This window comes from Flaviramulus sp. BrNp1-15, assembly GCF_022259695.1.
GTDB lineage: Bacteria > Bacteroidota > Bacteroidia > Flavobacteriales > Flavobacteriaceae > BrNp1-15.
The window spans coordinates 1,550,812-1,571,451 of sequence record NZ_CP092099.1; the positions used below are offsets into that span (position 1 = coordinate 1,550,812).

14 protein-coding genes are annotated in these 20,640 nt (G+C 32.5%); 13 read left to right on the top strand and 1 reads right to left on the bottom strand.

The genetic code is table 11. The annotated features are described in order from the left end of the window. Positions 1 to 2 precede the first annotated feature (2 nt). The 3 genes from MBM09_RS06885 to MBM09_RS06895 are packed head-to-tail and all read left to right on the top strand — an operon-like array spanning position 3 to position 3,765. The gene (locus tag MBM09_RS06885; RefSeq protein WP_238676112.1) at positions 3 to 1,352 is read left to right on the top strand and encodes a GntP family permease; all 1,350 of its coding nucleotides are present in this window, start codon (positions 3 to 5) and stop codon (positions 1,350 to 1,352) included. Beyond that, entirely contained in the window at positions 1,353 to 2,186 is an 834-nt protein-coding gene (locus MBM09_RS06890; protein WP_238676113.1) for a fumarylacetoacetate hydrolase family protein, read from the top strand. Between the two features lies 1 nt (position 2,187). Then, positions 2,188 to 3,765: an aldehyde dehydrogenase (NADP(+)) gene (locus tag MBM09_RS06895; RefSeq protein ID WP_238676114.1), complete on the top strand. Its 1,578-nt coding sequence runs from the start codon at positions 2,188 to 2,190 to the stop codon at positions 3,763 to 3,765. A gap of 8 nt (positions 3,766 to 3,773) precedes the next feature. On the opposite strand, the gene MBM09_RS06900 is transcribed toward MBM09_RS06895, so the two are convergent. Then, positions 3,774 to 4,760 (bottom strand): aldo/keto reductase, encoded by a 987-nt coding sequence (locus MBM09_RS06900; RefSeq protein ID WP_238676115.1) that lies wholly within the window; start codon positions 4,758 to 4,760, stop codon positions 3,774 to 3,776. 171 nt (positions 4,761 to 4,931) lie between these two features. Between MBM09_RS06900 and MBM09_RS06905 the strand changes: the two genes are divergently transcribed. From MBM09_RS06905 to MBM09_RS06950, 10 genes are all read left to right on the top strand, one after another. After that, positions 4,932 to 6,062: an endo-1,4-beta-xylanase gene (locus MBM09_RS06905; protein WP_238676116.1), complete on the top strand. Its 1,131-nt coding sequence runs from the start codon at positions 4,932 to 4,934 to the stop codon at positions 6,060 to 6,062. Beyond that, positions 6,059 to 7,999: a sialate O-acetylesterase gene (locus MBM09_RS06910; protein WP_238676117.1), complete on the top strand. Its 1,941-nt coding sequence runs from the start codon at positions 6,059 to 6,061 to the stop codon at positions 7,997 to 7,999. Before MBM09_RS06905 ends, MBM09_RS06910 begins: the two co-directional genes overlap by 4 nt. 12 nt (positions 8,000 to 8,011) lie before the next feature. After that, positions 8,012 to 10,633 (top strand): glycosyl hydrolase 115 family protein, encoded by a 2,622-nt coding sequence (locus tag MBM09_RS06915; RefSeq protein ID WP_238676118.1) that lies wholly within the window; start codon positions 8,012 to 8,014, stop codon positions 10,631 to 10,633. A gap of 35 nt (positions 10,634 to 10,668) precedes the next feature. Further along, positions 10,669 to 12,099: an MFS transporter gene (locus tag MBM09_RS06920; RefSeq protein WP_238676119.1), complete on the top strand. Its 1,431-nt coding sequence runs from the start codon at positions 10,669 to 10,671 to the stop codon at positions 12,097 to 12,099. 26 nt (positions 12,100 to 12,125) lie between these two features. Further along, positions 12,126 to 13,163 (top strand): glycoside hydrolase family 43 protein, encoded by a 1,038-nt coding sequence (locus MBM09_RS06925; protein ID WP_238676120.1) that lies wholly within the window; start codon positions 12,126 to 12,128, stop codon positions 13,161 to 13,163. Between the two features lie 154 nt (positions 13,164 to 13,317). Next, a complete protein-coding gene (locus MBM09_RS06930) occupies positions 13,318 to 14,319 on the top strand; it encodes a GntR family transcriptional regulator (protein ID WP_238676121.1) in 1,002 nt (333 codons plus the stop codon). 4 nt (positions 14,320 to 14,323) lie between these two features. Next, positions 14,324 to 15,811, top strand: coding sequence for a xylulokinase (locus MBM09_RS06935; RefSeq protein ID WP_238676122.1), 1,488 nt, complete (start codon positions 14,324 to 14,326; stop codon positions 15,809 to 15,811). Between the two features lie 13 nt (positions 15,812 to 15,824). Further along, positions 15,825 to 17,150, top strand: a complete 1,326-nt coding sequence (gene xylA / locus MBM09_RS06940) for a xylose isomerase (RefSeq protein ID WP_238676123.1) — start codon at positions 15,825 to 15,827, stop codon at positions 17,148 to 17,150. Between the two features lie 45 nt (positions 17,151 to 17,195). Further along, positions 17,196 to 18,848, top strand: coding sequence for a sodium:solute symporter (locus MBM09_RS06945; RefSeq protein ID WP_238676124.1), 1,653 nt, complete (start codon positions 17,196 to 17,198; stop codon positions 18,846 to 18,848). A gap of 268 nt (positions 18,849 to 19,116) precedes the next feature. Beyond that, the gene (locus tag MBM09_RS06950) at positions 19,117 to 20,640 is read left to right on the top strand and encodes an alpha-N-arabinofuranosidase (RefSeq protein ID WP_238676125.1); all 1,524 of its coding nucleotides are present in this window, start codon (positions 19,117 to 19,119) and stop codon (positions 20,638 to 20,640) included.

Here is a 20,640-nt window from a genome sequence, read left to right on the forward strand (position 1 = left end):
ATATGGTAGTCATTTATTTATTAATTAGTGTTTTACTTATTATTTGGCTCACAGCAAAATTAAAAGTACATCCGTTTATAGCGTTGCTTTTAGTCGCTATTTTCTATGGGATAATTGCTGGAATGCCATTAAATAATATTATTACATCTGTTAATAAAGGTTTTGGAAATACTTTAGGCGGTATTGGAATGATTATCATACTTGGGGTAATCATAGGTGCTTTTTTAGAAAATTCTGGAGGTGCTTACGCCTTAGCAGAAAAAGTTTTAAAATTCACAGGAAAGAAGAAAATACCGTTTGCTATGGGAATTATTGGTTGGTTTGTATCCATTCCAGTATTTGCAGATAGCGGCTTTATGTTATTGGCTCCTTTAAATAAAAGTTTATCAAAAAAAGCAGGTATCACACTGTCAGGTACAGCTATTGCTTTAGGGCTTGGTTTGATTGCTGCACATACCATGGTTCCACCAACACCAGGACCAATTGCAGCGGCTCATTACTTAAATGCGGATTTAGGTTTAGTTATACTAATGGGTATTCCTATAAGTTTACTTGCATTATTAATGGGTTTAGTATTTATAAAAAAATACGTATCCAAAACATATATTGCTCCAGATCCAAATGTTACTGAGGAAGACATAAAAGAACGACTCAAAACAGCACCAAGTGCTTTTAAAGCTACCATTCCTATTTTTGTTCCTATTATTCTAATTGTCATTAAATCTTTATTGACCTCTGTTTACGATTATCAATCAGATAATTTTGAAACATTTCCTGCGATAATTAAGATTTTATTCTTTTTAGGAGAACCATTTATAGCATTATTAATAGGTTGCTTTTTATCGCTCACACTTCCTAAAAAATTAAATAAAGACATGTTTTCAACCTCGGGTTGGATTGGTAAAGCTTTAGTTGGTGCAGCGTCTATAATATTAATTACAGGTGCTGGCGGAATTTTTGGTCAAGTACTACGTGACTCTGGTATAGCAACTACTCTAGGTGAAGCATTATCTGGAATTAACTTAAGTATATGGTTACCATTTTTATTGGCAGCAGCTATAAAAACCGCTCAAGGTTCTTCAACTGTGGCGTTAATAACAGCTGCTTCAATTTTAGCACCAATGATGGCTACTTTAGGTTTTGATACCGAATTACAAAAAGCCATGGTGGTTGTTGCTATAGGAGCAGGATCTGCGGTGGTAGTTCATGCCAACGATAGCTTCTTTTGGGTGGTAACCCAATTATCTGGTATGGATGTTAAATTAGGTTATCGTTTCCTTACTCTAGGTAGTTTTGTTCTGGGAGCATCGGCAGCAATTTTATTATTCATTTTATATTTAATATTATCTTAAATGAAAATTTATAACACAAAAAAAGGCATCATTATTCAATCTGAAAATTCATTTCATTTAATAAATGATAATTGGGATGATTTTATTAATAACGATAATTTAGCAAGTAAATTAAACAATCTTGTGGCTAGTTTAAAACCTATCCAAAATGCTGAAAAAATTATAGAAAATGATTTGCTGGTTCCTATGCAAAGTCAAGAGTTATGGGCAAGCGGTGTAACATATTATAACAGTAAATTAGGCAGGCAAGAAGAAAGTAAAGATGCAGGTGGAGGTGATTACTATGAACGTGTTTATAATGCCGATAGACCAGAATTGTTTTTTAAAGCAACGGTAAATAGAACAGTTCCTTCGGGTGGAAAAGTTAATATTCGCAAAGATTCTACTTGGGATGTTCCTGAACCAGAATTAACACTTGTAATCACGTCTTCAGGAAAAATAATTGGTTATACTATTGGCAATGATATGAGTTCTAGAAGTATTGAAGGGGAAAATCCTTTGTATTTACCACAGGCAAAAACTTATGATGCTTGTGCAGGCTTAGGGCCGTGTGTTTATATAACTGATGAAGTCATTTCAGACGATTCAAAAATAAGTATGAAAATCATTAGAAATAATGAAATTGTTTTTGAAGAGGCTATTAAAATCAATCAAATGAAGCGCAAGCCAAAAGAATTGGTTGATTATTTATATAGAGAATGTTCCTTTGAATATGGCAGTTTATTGATGACAGGAACTGGAATTGTACCAACAACAGAATTCACTTTAAAAAGTGAAGATGAAATACAAATTTCTATTGACAACATAGGAACACTAATAAATTACGTAAGATAACATGAGTTTAACAGGGCAAAACTTTATAGAAGGAACATTATCAGGGCAAGGAACAAAAACATTTTTAGCGATTAATCCTTCAAACGGAAAAGAACTATCAACTAGTTTTTACGAAGCAACACAACAAGAAATTAATGAAGCTGTTGAAAAGGCTAATGAAGCTTTTTCTATTTATAGCAAGAAAAGTGGTAAAGAAAAAGCTGAATTTTTAGATGCTATTGCAGATGAAATTTTAAACTTAGGAGACACTCTTATTGAACGTTGTTGTGCAGAATCTGGTTTGCCTGAAGGAAGAATTACAGGTGAACGAGGTAGAACAATGAATCAATTAAAACTGTTTGCTAATGTGTTACGCGAAGGCTCTTGGGTAGATGCGAGAATAGACACAGCAATTCCTGACAGGCAACCTGTGCCAAAACCAGATATACGTTCTATGCAAAAGCCTCTAGGTGTTGTTGGTGTTTTTGGAGCAAGTAATTTTCCGTTAGCATTTTCAGTTGCAGGAGGCGATACAGCATCAGCTTTAGCAAGTGGTTGTCCTATCATTGTAAAAGCACATCCTTCGCACCCTGGAACTTGTGAATTAATTGCAAATGCAATAAATAAAGCTGTTGAAAAAACAAACATGCCAAAAGGTGTTTTTTCTATGGTGCATGGAAAATCTGTTGCGGTAGGAATGGGTATTGTACAGCATCCTTTGGTAAAAGCCATTGGATTTACAGGTTCGTATAAAGGAGGGAAAGCCATTTTTGATGCTGCCAATAACAGACCAGAACCAATTCCTGTTTATGCAGAAATGGGAAGTACAAACCCAGTTTTTATTTTGCCTAATGCTTTAAGAGAACGCGGAGAGGAAATAGCGCAAGGATTAACAGGTTCAGTTACTTTGGGAGTTGGACAGTTTTGTACAAACCCTGGACTTGTGTTTTTGAATGATGACGCTTCGGTTACGGGATTTCAAGAAAAAGTATCTCAAAATTTTAAGGCAGTAGAAGCGAACACTATGTTGAATAGTGGAGTTAAATCTGCTTTTGATAGTGGTATTAAGAATCTATCAAATAAAAATCAAATTGAATTATTAGCACAAGGAAAAGAAAGCAATGAAGGTTTTAAAGGAAGCGCGCATGTTTTTAAAACTTCTGCAAAATATTTCTTAACAGAAGATTCTTTAGAGGAAGAAGTTTTTGGGCCATCAACTATTACAATTACAGCCGATTCTAAAGATGAATTATTAGCATCTGCAAAAAAAATGAAAGGCCATTTAACAGCAACCTTATTTGCAACAGACGAAGATTTAAAATCGTATATGGATTTAATCCAAATATTAGAACAAAAAGTAGGCAGATTAATCATTAATAATTTCCCAACTGGAGTAGAGGTGTGCCATTCAATGGTTCATGGTGGTCCATTTCCCGCAACAACTAATAGTCGTTCAACATCAGTTGGTACAGGAGCTATAACACGTTTTACACGACCAATGTGCTATCAAAATTTCCCTCAAAATTTATTATCTGATGAGTTAAAAGACAATAACCCTTTAGGGATTTTCAGAATTGTTAATGGAGAAATAAAAAAATAAGCCCTTAATTAATAAGGACCTCTAATATGGTCATGAATTTCATTTTTGTAAAATTCTTGTAAAGCTTCATGAATACTAGAACCTAAAGGGTTTAAATCTGAAACACTACAGTTTGAATCTATTTGAGAAGCAGAACTAGCTCCAGGTATAATACAGCTTACAGCCTCGTGATCTAAAATCCATCGTTGTGCAAATTGTGCCATGGTTAAACCATCAAGTAAGAAGTTTTCTTTTATTTTATTAGCAAGCTCAACACCTTTTTCAAAAGGCAATCCAGCAAAAGTTTCTCCAACGTTAAAAGCTTCACCGTCTTTATTATAATTTCTATGGTCTGATTCTAAAAACGTCGTGTCTTTTGTGAATTTTCCAGTTAATAAACCACTTGCTAGTGGTAGTCTTACAATAATACCCACATTTTTTGCTTTTGCTTTGGGTAAAAGTTCTGCTATAGGTTTTTGTCTGAATATGTTAAAAATTATTTGAAGTGAGGTTAAACCGTCTTGTTCTATACAAAAAAGGCCTTCTTCAACAGTTTCTATACTTGCGCCAAAGTTTTTTATTTTACCTTCTTGTTTTAAAGTTCTTAGCCAATTAAAAATTGAACCTTCATATAAAACTTCAGTAGGGATACAGTGTAATTGTAGTAAATCTAAAGCTTCAACACCTAAACGATTAAGAGAATCATCAACAGATTTACGTAGAGCTTTCTCTGTATATTTATCAGGAAAAACACTTCCGTCACGACCAAATTTTGTAGCAATTTTTAATTTAGGATTGTGCTGTTTAATAAATTTCCCAATAACACGTTCACTTTGTCCTGCACCATAAACATCGGCCGTATCAAAAAATGTAACACCTTGTTCTATGGCTTTACTCATTATATCAAAAGCAACTTTATCAGAAATACTATCTCCCCAATCACCACCTAATTGCCAACAACCTAAACCTACTTCACTTACGTTGAACTTACTATTACCTAAAGACCTTGATTTCATAACTTTTTGATTATATGTTTTAAATTTAATTTTTCTTAAAAAATGGTATCTTTATAAAACTGTTAATGATACTTGTTTTTTTTGCAAATCTAACGCAAGATAATAATTATTAATAGTTTTTTTATATATTTACGCAACCGATTGCATAATAACATTTAACTCTAAATAATGATGAATAAAAGAAATTTTTATAGTGCTTTAGTAATCATGCTATTAATGGTAGCCAGCTGCCAGAAAAAAGAAGAAAAAAAAGTTGCACCAGAAGGTTTAAAAGATGTGTTTAAAAGCAGTTTTTTAATAGGTACAGCTTTAAATGGAAATCAAATACAAGAAAGAGATTCTATTGAAAACGCTCTAATTGCTTTAGAGTTTAATAGTGTTACTCCAGAAAATGTGATGAAGTCTATGTTAATTCATCCACAAAAAGACACTTTTAATTTTGAGTTACCAGATAAACTAGTCGCTTTAGCAGAGAAGAATGGTATGCATATTCAAGGACATACATTGGTATGGCATAGTCAATTATCACCTTTTTTTAAAGAAATAACCGATAGTACTGAAATGGTTGAGGTTTTAACAGACCATATTAATACAATTGTTGGAAGGTATAAAGGAAAAATAGATGCTTGGGATGTAGTAAACGAAGCTTTAAATGATGATGGAACTTTAAGAAAAACTGTGTTTTTAGATGTTTTAGGTGAAGATTATTTATCGTTAGCATTCAATTTAGCTCAAAAAGTTGATCCAAATGTAGAGTTGTATTATAATGATTATAGTATGACTAATCCAAATAAAAGAGCAGGCGCTATAAAAATGATTAAAAGAATGCAAGAGCTGGGTACCAAAGTAGATGGTATTGGAATGCAAGGACATTGGGGACTTGAAAGTCCAAGTTTGGAGGAAATTGAAGAAAGTATAGTTCAATACTCAGACTTAGGAATACAAGTAGCTATTACAGAATTAGATATTTCTGTAATTCCTATGCCATGGGACTTTACTGGAGCAGACGTAAATGTGAAATTTGAAAGTGGCGACCCAACCATGAATCCTTATCCAGAAAAACTTCCAGATTCTATTCAAACAAAATTAGCAGACCGATATGCTGATATTTTTAAATTATTTTTAAAGCACCAAGAGAAAATTAGTCGAGTAACACTTTGGGGTGTTAATGATGGTAATACTTGGAAGAATAATTGGCCTATTAATGGCAGATCAGATTACCCATTATTATTCGATAGAAATAACCAGAAAAAGAAAGCTTACCATAGTGTAGTTGCTTTAAAATCTGATTCAGAGGAATGAAATCAGCCAAAATAATAGTACTTTTTTTAAACCTATCTTTTTGGTTTTTTAGTATTAATCTTTTAAATGCAGAAGTTAAACTTCCTGCATTTATTAGTGATGGGGTAGTTTTACAGCGTAATGCAGAAGTTAAAATTTGGGGTTGGGCATCACCTAATGAGAAGGTAAAAGTTAACTTTATTGAAGAAACATATCAAACACAAGCAGATTTACAAGGAAAATGGGTGTTGACCTTAACTAACCTTAAAGCTGGTGGTCCATATACAATGACCATTTCTGGTACAAACACAATTATTTTAAATGATGTTTTAGTTGGCGATGTTTGGTTATGCTCAGGGCAATCTAACATGGAGCTACCAATGAGGCGTGTTAAACCCCTGTATGAAGATGAAATTAAATCTGCCAACAATCCTAAAATTCATTATATAAAAATCCCACAAAGCTATAATTTTAAAGCACCTCAAGAGGATATTGAAAAGGTTAATTGGCAGGAAGTAAATCAGAAAAACATTTCAGAGTTTTCAGCTGTTGCATATTTTTTTGCAAAGGATTTATATGAAAATTATAATGTGCCTATTGGTATAATTAATTCCAGTTTAGGAGGTTCGCCTGCAGAGTCTTGGATGAGTGCAGATGCTTTAAAAGCATTTCCGCATTATTTAGAAGAGGCTCAAAAGTTCAAAAATGATGATTTAATTAAAGACATTCAGAATAATGATAATCAAAACTGGAGAAATTGGCATTTTACACTTTATAAAAATGATTTAGGAAATAAAGAAAATCCTTGGTACAATAAGAATTTTGATACTTCAGATTGGGATGAAATGGAAATTCCTGGTTATTGGGATAAAGAAAAAATTGCTGGTAAAAACGGTGTAGTTTGGTTTAGAAAAGATGTAGATATACCAAAATCTATGCTAAATCAAACTTTAAAATTGAATTTAGGTAGGGTTGTCGATTCAGATTCCGTTTATGTAAATGGAACTTTTGTTGGAACAACCGGATATAAATATCCACCAAGATGGTACACAATCCCCAAAAATGTACTGGTTGAAGGCAAAAATAATATTACCGTTAGGGTGATTAACGAAAGTGGTAATGGCGGATTCTATTTAGATAAACCTTATGAAATTAAATCTGATGATAAAACAATAGATTTGAAAGGAACCTGGAAATATAAACTTGGTGCAGAAATGCCGCCTAAAGAATCTCAAACGTTTATTCGTTGGAAACCTTCAGGTTTATATAATGCTATGATTGCACCTTTATTAAACTATAAAATTAAAGGTGTTATTTGGTATCAGGGAGAATCTAATGTTAAAAATCCAGAGGAATACCAGACACTCTTTCCTGCTATGATAAATAATTGGCGAGATAAATTCAATCAAGGGGATTTCCCGTTTTTATATGTTCAATTAGCAAATTATCTGGAAGCTCAAGATCAGCCAACTGAAAGTAGTTGGGCAGCTTTAAGAGATGCACAACTAAAAACATTGTCCTTACCAAATACGGCAATGGCAGTTACAATTGATGTAGGTGAGTGGAATGACATTCATCCATTAAATAAAAAAGATGTAGCCACTAGGTTAGCACTAGCAGCAAAAAAGCTTGCCTATAAAGAAAAACACATAGTGCATTCTGGACCTACTCTAAAAAACTATAAAATTAAAGGTGATAAAATCATACTTAAATTTGATAATGTTGGAAGTGGTTTGGTAGCAAAAGGACGAGAATTAAAAGAATTTGCAATTGCAGGTTCAGATAAAAAGTTTGTATGGGCAAAGGCGAAAATTAAAAAGAATAAAATTATTGTTTTTAATGAGTCAATTACAAAACCTGTAGCAATAAGATACGCATGGGCAGATAACCCAGATGAAGCTAATTTGTACAACAAAGAAAATTTACCAGCTTCACCCTTTAGAACAGATAATTGGTAATTAAAAAAAATTATGAAATCAACAAAAAAAGTATTTCTATTAGTATTTAGTTTATTATTGATGGTTTCCTGTAAATCAAATTCTTCAACTAACACACAGGATAAAAAATGTTACGTTCAAACAAATTCAGGTTTTGCTGTTGTAAATAATAATATATCAACCTCTATTTATTTGAGTAATAATGAATATGTTGGTGTAAAAAAGATAGCTCAGAAATTTCAAGAAGATATAGAACGGATTACAAGTATAAAGCCTAATATTATTACAGGTGAAATACCATCAAATGGAACAGCAATAATTGTTGGAACCATAGGAAATTCTGATTTAATTGATAAACTAATTGCAGAAAACAAGTTAGACGTTTCATCAATTCAAGGAAAATGGGAAACCTTTTTAATTCAAACCATAGAAAATCCAATGGATGGCGTTGATGAAGCCTTGGTAATAGTTGGTAGCGATAAACGCGGAACCATTTACGGTATGTTTGATATGTCTTATGAAATGGGAGTTTCTCCTCTTTATTTTTGGTGCGATGTTCCTGCAAAGAAGAAAGAAAATGTATTTATTGCCCGTGGTTCCCACACAAAAGGAACTCCAAAAGTAAAATACAGAGGAATATTTATTAATGATGAAGCACCTTCATTAACAAATTGGGTGTATCCTAAGTTTGGAGGCTTTAACGCAAAGTTTTACGACCATGTTTTTGAGTTAATTCTTAGAATGAAAGGTAATTATTTATGGCCTGCCATGTGGCAACCAAGGGCATTTTACGTTGACGATCCTCAAAATGCAGTACTTGCTGATGAATATGGAATAGTTATGGGGACATCGCATCATGAACCTCTAACACGTGCCCATGCAGAATGGAGACAATTTGGCGAAGGTGAATGGAATTACAATACTAATCCAGAAAATTTAAAGAAATTTTGGACTGAAGCTATGGAACGCTTAGGTGATAAAGAAGCTTTAATAACCATTGGTATGCGTGGTGATGGAGATGAAGCTTTAAGCGAAGAAACCGCAACAGAGATGTTAGAAAAAGTAGTTGCAGACCAACGAAAAATTATTGAAAATGTAACAGGTAAACCAGCTTCTGAAACGCCACAAATGTGGGCTTTATATAAAGAAGTTATGGATTATTATGATAAAGGTATGCGTGTTCCTGATGATGTTACGTTGCTATTGTGTGATGATAATTGGGGCAACATTAGAAAATTACCAGCTTTAGATTCAGAACCTAGAAGTGGTGGTTATGGTATTTATTATCATTTTGATTATGTTGGAGGACCACGAAACTACAAATGGATAAATACCACACAAATTGAACGCGTTTGGGAACAAATGCATTTAGCCTACCAACATAATGTAAAAGATATTTGGATTGTAAATGTTGGAGATATTAAACCAATGGAATTCCCAATAGAATTCTTTTTAGATTATGCTTGGAATCCTGACAAATGGACTGCTGATAATTTACAGGATTACTATACAGAATGGTCAACAAAACAATTTGGAAGTGAATATGCTGAAGACATTGCAGATTTGGTAAAAACTTATACAAAATACAATGCAAGAAGAAAGCATGAGTTACTTAATATACCAAAGTATAGTTTAACCCATTATAATGAAGCTGATAATATGTTGGCAGATTTTAAAGCGTTAGAAGAAAAAGCATTGGCACTTAAGGAAAAATTACCACATGAATATTTAGATGCCTATTTTCATTTAGTTGAGCATCCTATTGTGGCTTCTGCTAATTTGAATGAATTATATATTGCAGCATTTAAAAACAAAATGTATGCAGAACAAGGTAATGTAATTGCAAATGATTATGCTCAAAAAGTTAAGAATTTGTATTTAAAAGACTCCTTAATAACAAAGTATTATCATGAAGATTTAGCTGGTGGAAAATGGGATGGTATTATGTCTCAAATGCACATTGGTTATACAAGTTGGCAGCAATCTAGATTTAACAATATTCCAGAAACTGTTTTAGTTGATGAAAATACTGAAATTAAAGAAGTAGAAGATGAAGAAACTGTTTCTTTAAAGGATTATGAAGTACCAAGTGATGCAAAAGGATTCATTGAAAACAATGGATATATTTCAATTGAAGCACACAATTTTTCAAGTAAAACAGAACCGGAACCTTTTGAATGGAAAATTGTTGAGAATTTGGGTAAAACAGGGTCATCAGTTATTTCGTTACCAATTAAAAAGGGTAGAGTAGAGCTTAGCAAAAACTCACCAAAACTGTCTTACAATGTGCATTTTCAAAATACTGGTAAAGTAAAAGTACATGCTTATTTTTCACCAACTTTAAATTATTCTACTCGAGAAGGTATGTATTACGGTTTATCGTTTGATGATGAAAAACCTTTACAGGTTAACTACGATTCAGATTCATATATATTTAATTACAACGGAAAAGTCCCAAGCAATTGGCATAATAACGTAGCTGATAATATTAAAATAATTACTACAGAATTTGAAATAAATAAGGCTGGAAATCATATTTTAAATTACTTTAGAGTAGATGAAGGACTTGTGCTTCAAAAAATTGTAATTGAAACCACAGAGAATGGTATACCAAAAAGTTATCTTGGTCCACCACAAAGTAAACTTGTAAAATAATAAATACCACAATAAACTAACTAAACTAAATAAAAATGAGTGTAGAATCACATAAACTATCAGTAAAGGAAAAGATTGGTTATAGTCTAGGAGACTTGGCGGCCAATTTAGTTTTTCAAACCCTAGTAACTTATTTAGCATATTTCTATACCGATATTTATGGCTTAGAAAATAATCATGCATCAGCAATTATTTTAACTGTAGGTCTTGTTGCTGGATTTGGGTTTAACCCAATAATTGGAGCTATTGCCGATAGAACGAGATCAAAATGGGGAAAGTTTAGACCTTGGATTCTATGGACAGCAGTACCGTTGGGAGTTGTAGCATTATTAGCTTTTAGTACACCAGATTTTACATATAAAGGAAAAGTTATTTATGCTGTAGTTACTTATACCTTGTTGCTATTGCTTTATGCAGCAAATAATTTACCTTATTCGGCTTTAAGTGGCGTAATTACAGGTGATATGGCAGAGCGAAATAGTATGTCTGCATATCGTTTTGTAGCCGTAATGTTTGCACAATTTTTTGTTCAAGTTTTTATGTTACCAATTATTGAAACAGCTGGTGGTGGTGACAAAGCTATTGGTATTGAAAAAGTAATGACTTGGTTAGCTATTATAGGAACGGTAATGTTATTAATTACCTTTTTTACTACAAAAGAAAGAGTTATTCCAAAGCCAGAGCAAAAGTCAAGTGTATTAGAAGATTTAAGTGACTTAGTAAAAAATAAACCATGGATAATCATGCTAACACTAACTACTTTAGTGTTTGTAACTTTAGCAATGAAAGGTGGTTCTTATGTGTATTATTTTGAAAATTATGTAGACAAAGATGCTTTAGCAAATTTTTTAAGTCCAATATTAAACTCAGATATAGGTACAACGTTATTTGGCGAGAATCCTGTTTCTGCTGGATTTGGCTTGTTTAATGCAGGTGGAATAATTTTTATGATTGTTGGAATTGGGTTATCTAAAAGGTTAGCCGATAAATATGGTAAAAGAGATGTTTTTGGCATATTTCTATTCATTTCTACAATATTTATTATTTTGTTTTATTTCTTTCCATCAAAATCTGTAGGAATAATGTTTATATCTCAAATATTGCATGGGTTCTTTTACGGTATTACTATTCCAATACTTTGGGCTATGATTGCTGATGTAGCTGATTATTCTGAGTGGAGGACAAACCACAGAGCAACCGCTATAATTTTTTCTGCTATGATGGTAGGTTTAAAAGTAGGTTTGAGTATTGGTGGAGCTCTCGTAGCATCAATTTTGAATAGCTATGGCTATGATGCAACTTTACCAACCCAAAGTGAAACAGCTATAAACGGAACAAAAATGTTAGTTAGTATATATCCTGCTATACCATTTTTAATTGGTGCTGGCTTGTTGTTCTTCTATGAAATTAATAAGAAAATGGAAGTGAAAATTGAACAAGATTTAGCAGCTAGAAGAAAAGAATAAATATTAATAAAAAATAAAATAGAGCGATGCCAGAAGATAGTATTGAACATATAGATTTTGATGAATTAAACAAAAAGGCAATTTCAAAGCCTTTAGTAAAACACATATATACTGCAGATCCATCTGCGCATTATTTTAATGGTAAAATTTATATTTATCCATCTCATGATGTTGATGCAGGAGAAGCTTTTGACGATTTAGGAAGCCATTTTGCTATGGAAGATTACCATGTTATTTCAATGGATAGTGTGAATAGTGAAGCTGTAGATAATGGTGTTGCATTACATGTAGACGATGTAGCTTGGGCAGAAAAACAAATGTGGGCTCCAGACGCTGCACATAAAAACGGAAAATACTACCTATATTTTCCTGCGAAAGGTTATGATGGAATTTTTAGAATAGGGGTTGCAGTAAGTGATTCCCCAGTTGGTCCATTTACACCACAACCAGAGGCTATTAAAGGAAGTTTTTCTATAGATCCTGCTGTTTTTGAAGACGAAGACGGAAGTTACTACATGTATTTTGGTGGTATTTGGGGCGGTCAACTTCAGCGTTGGAGAACAGGAGCTTTTAACGCATCACAACCAGATAGTCCAACGGCACATTTACCAGAGGATAATGAACCTGCTTTATTGCCTTATGTAGCAAAAATGACTGATGATATGCTTGAGTTTGCAGAAAAACCTAAAGCTATTGAAATTCTTGATGAAAATGGTAATTTATTGCTAAATGGCGATAATAATAGACGTTTTTTCGAAGCAGCTTGGTTACACAAATATAAAGGGAAATATTATTTTTCATATTCTACAGGAGATACCCATTTTATATGTTATGCTGTTGGAGATAACCCATATGGACCATTTACATATGGAGGACGCATTTTAAATCCAGTAGTAGGTTGGACATCGCATCATTCTATATGCGAAGTAGAAGGTAAGTGGTATTTATTTTATCATGATTCAAGTTTATCAAAAGGAGTCACCCATTTACGCTCAATAAAAGTTGCAGAAATCACTTATAATGATGATGGAAGCATTCAGACACTAACACCATACAAAGATTAATTATACTTTAATAATGGTATTTAGTTAACTAAATACCATTATTTTTTTAGTTAAAATGTTCATTTTCATTTTTTAAATTAAAAAATTTATTACTTTAGCATACCGGAACAGAACAGTACGATATAACTTGAATTTAAAGACAAAGTTAATTTAGATGGATAGCAACGAATTTTCACTAATTATTAATCACGATAGTGATGTTCCTAAATATTTACAAATAGTAAATGCGATTAGTAATGCTATTGCTGAAAACGTCCTGCATCAAGGTGATGTTTTGCCATCAGTAAATTTTATATGCAAAACAGCGCAATTATCTCGAGATACAGTATTTAAAGCATATTCTATTTTAAAAGATCAAAATGTAATTGAATCTGTACCTAATAAAGGGTATTATGTTGCAAATGAAACGAGAAAAGTCTTATTGGTTTTAGATACTTTTAAAGCTTATAAGGAAGTATTATACCATTCATTTATAAAAAATCTACCAGATAATTTTATAGCAGATGTACAGTTTCATCATTACAATATAGATAATTTTAAAACAATTATTAATAATAGTGTAGGTAAGTACTATAAGTATATTGTTATGAATTTTGATGACGATAATATACCAGAAATTTTGACTAGCTTAAGTAGTGATAAATTACTGTTAATAGACTGGAATATTCACTCTAAATCAAATAATAATTATGTTTTTCAGGATTTTGGTAAGGCCTTTTATGAAGCTCTAAAGGAATGCCTTTACCTATTAAAAAAATATAAAGAAACGGTTTTTGTCTATCCAACCTATACAAATCATCCAATAGAAACAGTTTCTTTTTTCATCAAATTTTGTGACGACTATAACCTAAAGCACAGAATAATTACTGATGTAAATGAATTTGAAATAGAGAAAAGTGTTGCATACATAAGCACCAATGACCGAATTTTAGGAAGGTTTTTAGAAGAATGTAGAAAGAAAAACTTTGAGCCAGGAGAAGATGTAGGCTTTTTGTCTTACAATGATACACCTATGAAAAAGTTTATTTATAAAGGCATTTCTGTAATTTCTACAGATTTTGATGCATTAGGAACAAAATCAGCTGAATTTGTAGTAACAGACAAACCCATGCAACATTATGTACCAACAAAATTAATTTTAAGAGAATCATTATAAAGTTATGTATTACATAGGATACGATTTAGGAAGTTCATCAGTTAAAGCAGCTTTAATTGATGCTAAAACAGGGAGATCAGTTGGAGTAACAAATTATCCAGAAAAAGAAATGGCTATTATAGCTGTAGAAACTGGTTGGGCAGAACAGGACCCAGAAGCTTGGTGGAAGAATATAGCCAAGGTAACCGAGAAATTATTAGCACAAACCAGCATTTCATCAAATAAAATAAAAGGTATTGGAATTTCTTATCAAATGCACGGTTTAGTGGTAGTTGATAAAGCAGGAAAATCTTTAAGACCATCAATAATTTGGTGTGATAGTCGAGCTGTTAGTATAGGTAATGATGCCTTTACAGGTGTAGGAGAAGATAAATGCGTGTCTAACCTTTTAAATTCTCCCGGAAATTTTACCCTTTCAAAACTAAAATGGGTAAAAGAGAATGAGCCAGAACTTTATGAAAAAATAGATAAACTTTTACTACCAGGAGATTACATAGCTTTAAAACTAACAGGTGAAGCAACTACAACAATTTCAGGTTTGTCTGAAGGTATCATGTGGGACTTTAATCAAAACAAACCAGCAGATTGGTTGTTTGATTATATGGGAATTAGTACCGATTTAATTCCAACCATAGTACCAACATTTTCAGATCAAGGAAGAGTAACAAAATCAGCCGCAGAAGAAATAGGGTTACCAGCAGGAATTCCTGTATTGTATCGTGCAGGCGATCAACCTAATAATGCTTTATCACTTAATGCCTTTCATCCAGGTGAAATTGCTGCAACAGGTGGTACTAGTGGTGTTGTGTATGCAATTACAGACAGTACGGTAACTAATGAAAGTTCCAGAATAAACAATTTTGCACATGTTAATTATACAATAGACAAACCGCGAATAGGAAAATTATTGTGCATAAATGGTGCAGGAATTCAATACAGTTGGATGAAACAAAATGTTGTTTCAACTGAAGATTCTTATAACGACATGAACAATTTAGCAGGATCTGTTCCTGTAGGATCAGAAGGTTTAAGAATTTTACCATTTGGTAATGGAGCAGAGAGAATGCTTAACAATAAAAATGAAGGAGCAAGTATATTCAATCTAAACTTCAACAAGCATAATAAATCGCATCTGTTACGAGCTTCACTCGAAGGTATAGCGTTTTCTTTTGTTTATGGTATTGAAATTTTAAAGAACGATGGTGTAAATATTTCAGCCATAAGAGCAGGAAATGATAATTTATTCCGTTCAGAAATCTTTTCAAATACCATAGCAACTCTTGTAAATACTAACATTAACATTATGGATACTACAGGAGCCATTGGTGCAGCAAGAGCTGCCGGTGTTAGTACAGGGGATTTTGACACATTAAATGATGCGTTTTCTGAGAACGAGCATGTTATGACGTATCATCCGCTTAAAGATAAAAAAGCATATACAGACACATACGAAATTTGGAAAAACGATTTAGAAAATAAATACAACAATTAAATAAATAGAAATAATGGCTTTAATAGGAAACAAAGAGTATTTTAAAGGAATAGGAGAAATTAAGTTTGAAGGAAAAGAATCAGACAATCCTTTAGCGTTTAAGTACTACAATCCAGAACAAGTTGTAGCTGGAAGAAAAATGAAAGATTGGTTTAAATTTTCAGTGGCGTATTGGCACACATTCTGTGGTGTTGGTGCAGACCCATTTGGACCAGGAACCCAAAATTTTGAATGGGATAAACCAACTGATGCTATTGATGCAGCAAAAGAAAAAGCAGATGCTGCTTTTGAGTTTATCACAAAAATGGGGTTTGATTATTATTGTTTTCATGATTATGATTTAGTTCGTGAAGGAGCAACATTTGCAGAGTCAGAAAAGAGATTAGCAACTATTGTTGATGTTTTAAAAGAGAAACAAGCTGCAACGGGTGTTAAGTTACTTTGGGGAACAGCAAACTGTTTTTCAAACCCACGTTACATGAATGGAGCATCAACAAATCCTGATTTTAATGTATTAGCTAGAGCTGGTGGACAAATAAAATTAGCTTTAGATGCAACTATTGCTCTTAATGGAGAAAACTACGTGTTCTGGGGAGGTCGTGAAGGTTACATGTCTTTATTAAATACCGATATGAACCGTGAATTAGATCATATGGGACAATTCTTAACAATGGCTAGAGATTATGCACGTGCTCAAGGGTTTAAAGGAAACTTCTTTATCGAACCAAAACCAATGGAACCAATGAAGCATCAGTATGATTTTGATTCTGCTACAGCCATAGGGTTCTTAAATAAATATGGTTTACAAGATGATTTCAAAATGAATATTGAAGTTAATCATGCAACTTTAGCACAACATACGTTCCAACACGAAATTGAAGTTGCTGCAGGCGCAGGTATGTTAGGTAGTTTAGATGCTAATCGTGGAGATTACCAAAATGGATGGGATACAGATCAGTTCCCTAATAACATTCAAGAAACTACTGAAGCTATGTTGTTATTTATCAAAGCTGGTGGTTTACAAGGTGGAGGTGTTAATTTTGATGCTAAAATTAGAAGAAACTCTACAGATTTAGAAGATGTTTTCTTAGCACACATTGGTGGGGCAGATACGTTTGCAAGAGCATTAATTACTGCAGATGCAATTATTTCAAATTCACAATACGATGCACTTAGAGAAAAAAGATATTCTTCTTTTGATAGTGGAAAAGGAAAAGATTTTGAGAATGGTAAATTGAATTTTGAAGATTTATACAAAATTGCTCAGGAAAATGGTGAATTAGTATTACAAAGTGGTAAACAAGAATTATTTGAAAATATAATTAATCAGTATATTTAGTCACTTAATAATTAAATACAATAACTAACTAAACCAATTTACATTATGGAATCAGTTTTAGAACGCTGGGACTGGGTTGTCCTCGGATTATATTTTTTAGCATTAATAGCCGTAGCAGTATGGGTAGTGCTTCAAAAAAACAAAAACACAGAAGATTACTTTCTTGCTGGGCGTAATGTAGGTTGGTTTGTTATTGGTGCATCAATTTTTGCTTCAAACATTGGTTCAGAGCATGTAGTTGGTCTCGCAGGTACAGGGTTTGCTTCAGGTACACCTATGGCGCATTACGAGCTTCATGCATGGATAGTGTTGCTTTTAGGATGGTTATTTCTACCATTCTATATGAGAAGTGGAGCTTTTACAATGCCAGAATTCCTTGAAAAACGTTTTGATGCCCGGTCAAGATGGTTTTTATCAGTATTTTCATTAGCAGCTTATGTACTTACAAAAGTATCGGTTACTATTTATGCTGGTGGAATTGTGGTTTCTGAATTATTAGGAATTCCATTTTGGTATGGTGCAATTGGTATTGTAATATTTACTGGTATTTATACTGTAATTGGAGGTATGAAAGCGGTAATTTATACCGAAACTTTACAAACAGTTATATTAATAGCTGGATCACTTATAATAACTTATTTGGGGCTGCAAGAAGTTGGTGGCTGGGGACAATTACAAGAAACAGTTAGGTCTGTAAGTCCAGATCATTTTAATATGTGGAGACCTATGAATGACCCAGATTTTCCTTGGACAGGATTATTATTTGGAGGTACTATTGTGGGGATTTGGTATTGGTGTACAGACCAATATATTGTTCAACGAACACTTGCTGCTAATAATATAAAAATTGGTAGAAGAGGTGCCATTTTTGGGGCTTATTTAAAACTAATGCCAATTTTAATTTTCTTGATTCCTGGTATTATAGCTTTTGCGTTAACTATTCAAAACCCAGAGGTTTTTGCTGTTGAAAAAGCAGATAGAGCATTTCCTATGTTAGTTAAAACATTACTACCGGTAGGATTAAAAGGATTAGTTGCTGGTGGATTAATGGCAGCTTTAATGAGCTCGTTAGCGTCTGTGTTTAATTCATGTTCAACAATTTTCACAATAGATATTTATAAGAAACTTAGACCAGAAAAAACAGAGAAACAATTATTAACTATTGGTAAAATAGCTACAGGTATAATAGTAGTTTTAGGTATTATCTGGATACCAATTATGCAAAAAATTGGAGGAGGTGTAATGTATCAATATTTACAAAACGTACAATCTTACATTGCACCACCTGTAACAGTTGTATTTCTATTAGGTATTATTTGGAAACGTGTAAACTCAAAAGCAGCAATAACAACTTTACTCGCAGGTTTAGTGTTATTAATTTTACGCTTGGGTGCTGAAATTTATTATCAGCCACAACTGGCAGCAGGAGAAACTGTTTCTGGAATTGCCTTTGCTTTTGCAAAAATCAATTTTGCTCATATGGCTATATTTATGTTTATCTTTTCATTAATTCTTTGTGTTGCGGTTAGTTTAGCTACTGCAGAACCAAACTATGATAAGATTAAAGGTTTGTCATTTGGAACGTTAACTGCAGAACATAAACAAGAAAACAGAAACAGTTTTGATAAAATTGACGTAGTACTCTCTGTTTTGTTAGTTATAATTGTAATATCAATACTAGCTTATTTTAGAGGCTAATATAATTTTTGAATTTACATAGATTAATAATCATTTAAGATTATTTATATAAATTAAAATATAATATTTAGAAAGATAAGATTTACTATCATCTTAAGTTTCTGATTTAGAAAAATTGAAATTATTTTTAGATTTTTCAACATTATAATGTGTTATTTTATATCACATTAGTTCATAAATCAGCTATTCAGATTAAATGTATTAACCTTATTTTTTTAGATATATATTTTTAATTAAAATTAAAAATGTTAAAATCACACTTATAAAAATGAAAACTAAAATTATCCCATTCGTATTTCTTATTTCATGTTTTACATTAGCACAAAACGTAAAAATTACTATTCTAGAATCTGAAGCTAAAGACACCATAAGTAAACATATTTATGGTCATTTTGCAGAACATTTAGGACGCTGTATTTATGACGGTATTTATGTAGGTGAAGAAAATAAAGTTATACCAAATACTAACGGTGTACGAAACGATATTATTAAAGCCCTTAAAGAACTACAAATACCAAATTTACGTTGGCCTGGTGGTTGTTTTGCAGATATTTACCATTGGAAAGATGCCATTGGACCAAAAGAAGATCGTAAACATATAGAAAATTTATCTTGGGGAAATATACGAGAAAATAATGCCTTTGGTACACATGAGTTTTTAGACTTATGCGAGCAGTTAGGTGCAGAACCCTATTTAGCTGTTAATATGAATTCAGGAACTGTTCAAGAAGCTATGGAATGGGAACAATATGTAAATAATGAAAATGGAGCAAGTTCACTTACAGATTTAAGAGCAAAAAATGGACGTGATAAACCTTGGAAAGTTAAGTATTGGGGTATAGGTAATGAATCTTGGGATTGTGGTGGTCATATGACAGCTGATTATTATGTGAATTTATATAAACGTTACGCCACTGCAATGACAAGTTACAGTAATACTGAGAAGCTATATAGAATTGCTGTTGGACCAGGAACAGATGATTACGAGTGGACAGAAACTGTGATGAAAAATATTCCAGCTAGAAGAATAGAAGGGTTATCGGTTCACCATTATTCGGTTTTTGATTGGAGTAGTAAAGGCTCTTCATTTGAATTTAGCGATAACGAATATTACAAAACCATGAAACGCGCTTGGTTTATGGAAGAGTTTATTACCAAGAATAGTGAAATTATGGATAAATACGATCCAGAAAAAAATGTAGGTCTCATTGTAGATGAATGGGGAGGATGGTATGAAACTATACCTTCTGGGGGCGGACAATTATACCAACAGAACACTATTAGAGATGCTATGATTGCAGGATTGTCATTAAACGTATTTAACAATCATGCAGATAGAGTTCATATGGCAAATTTAGCACAAACAGTTAATGTTTTACAAGCAGTTATTTTAACAAAAGATGAGAAAATGATTTTAACACCAACATATCATGTCATGAATATGTATAAGGTGCATCAAGATGCATTGTTGTTACCAACTACAATTGAAAACAATCCAGACTATAATGGAATAGCTGCTATTTCAGTATCAGCATCAAAAAGCGAAAACGGGACTAAGCATATTTCTTTGGTAAATATCGATTTAATAAAATCTCATGATATAACTATTGATATAGATGATATTTCAAATGTTTCAGCACAAATATTAACATCAAAAAAAGTTCAAGATCATAATACTTTTGAAAATCCAGAAAGTATAAAACCAATAAATTTTAAGGATTTTAAGGTGAAAAATGGAAAAATCACTGTTAAAGTTCCACCAATTTCTGTAATCGTTTTTAAAGGAAAATAA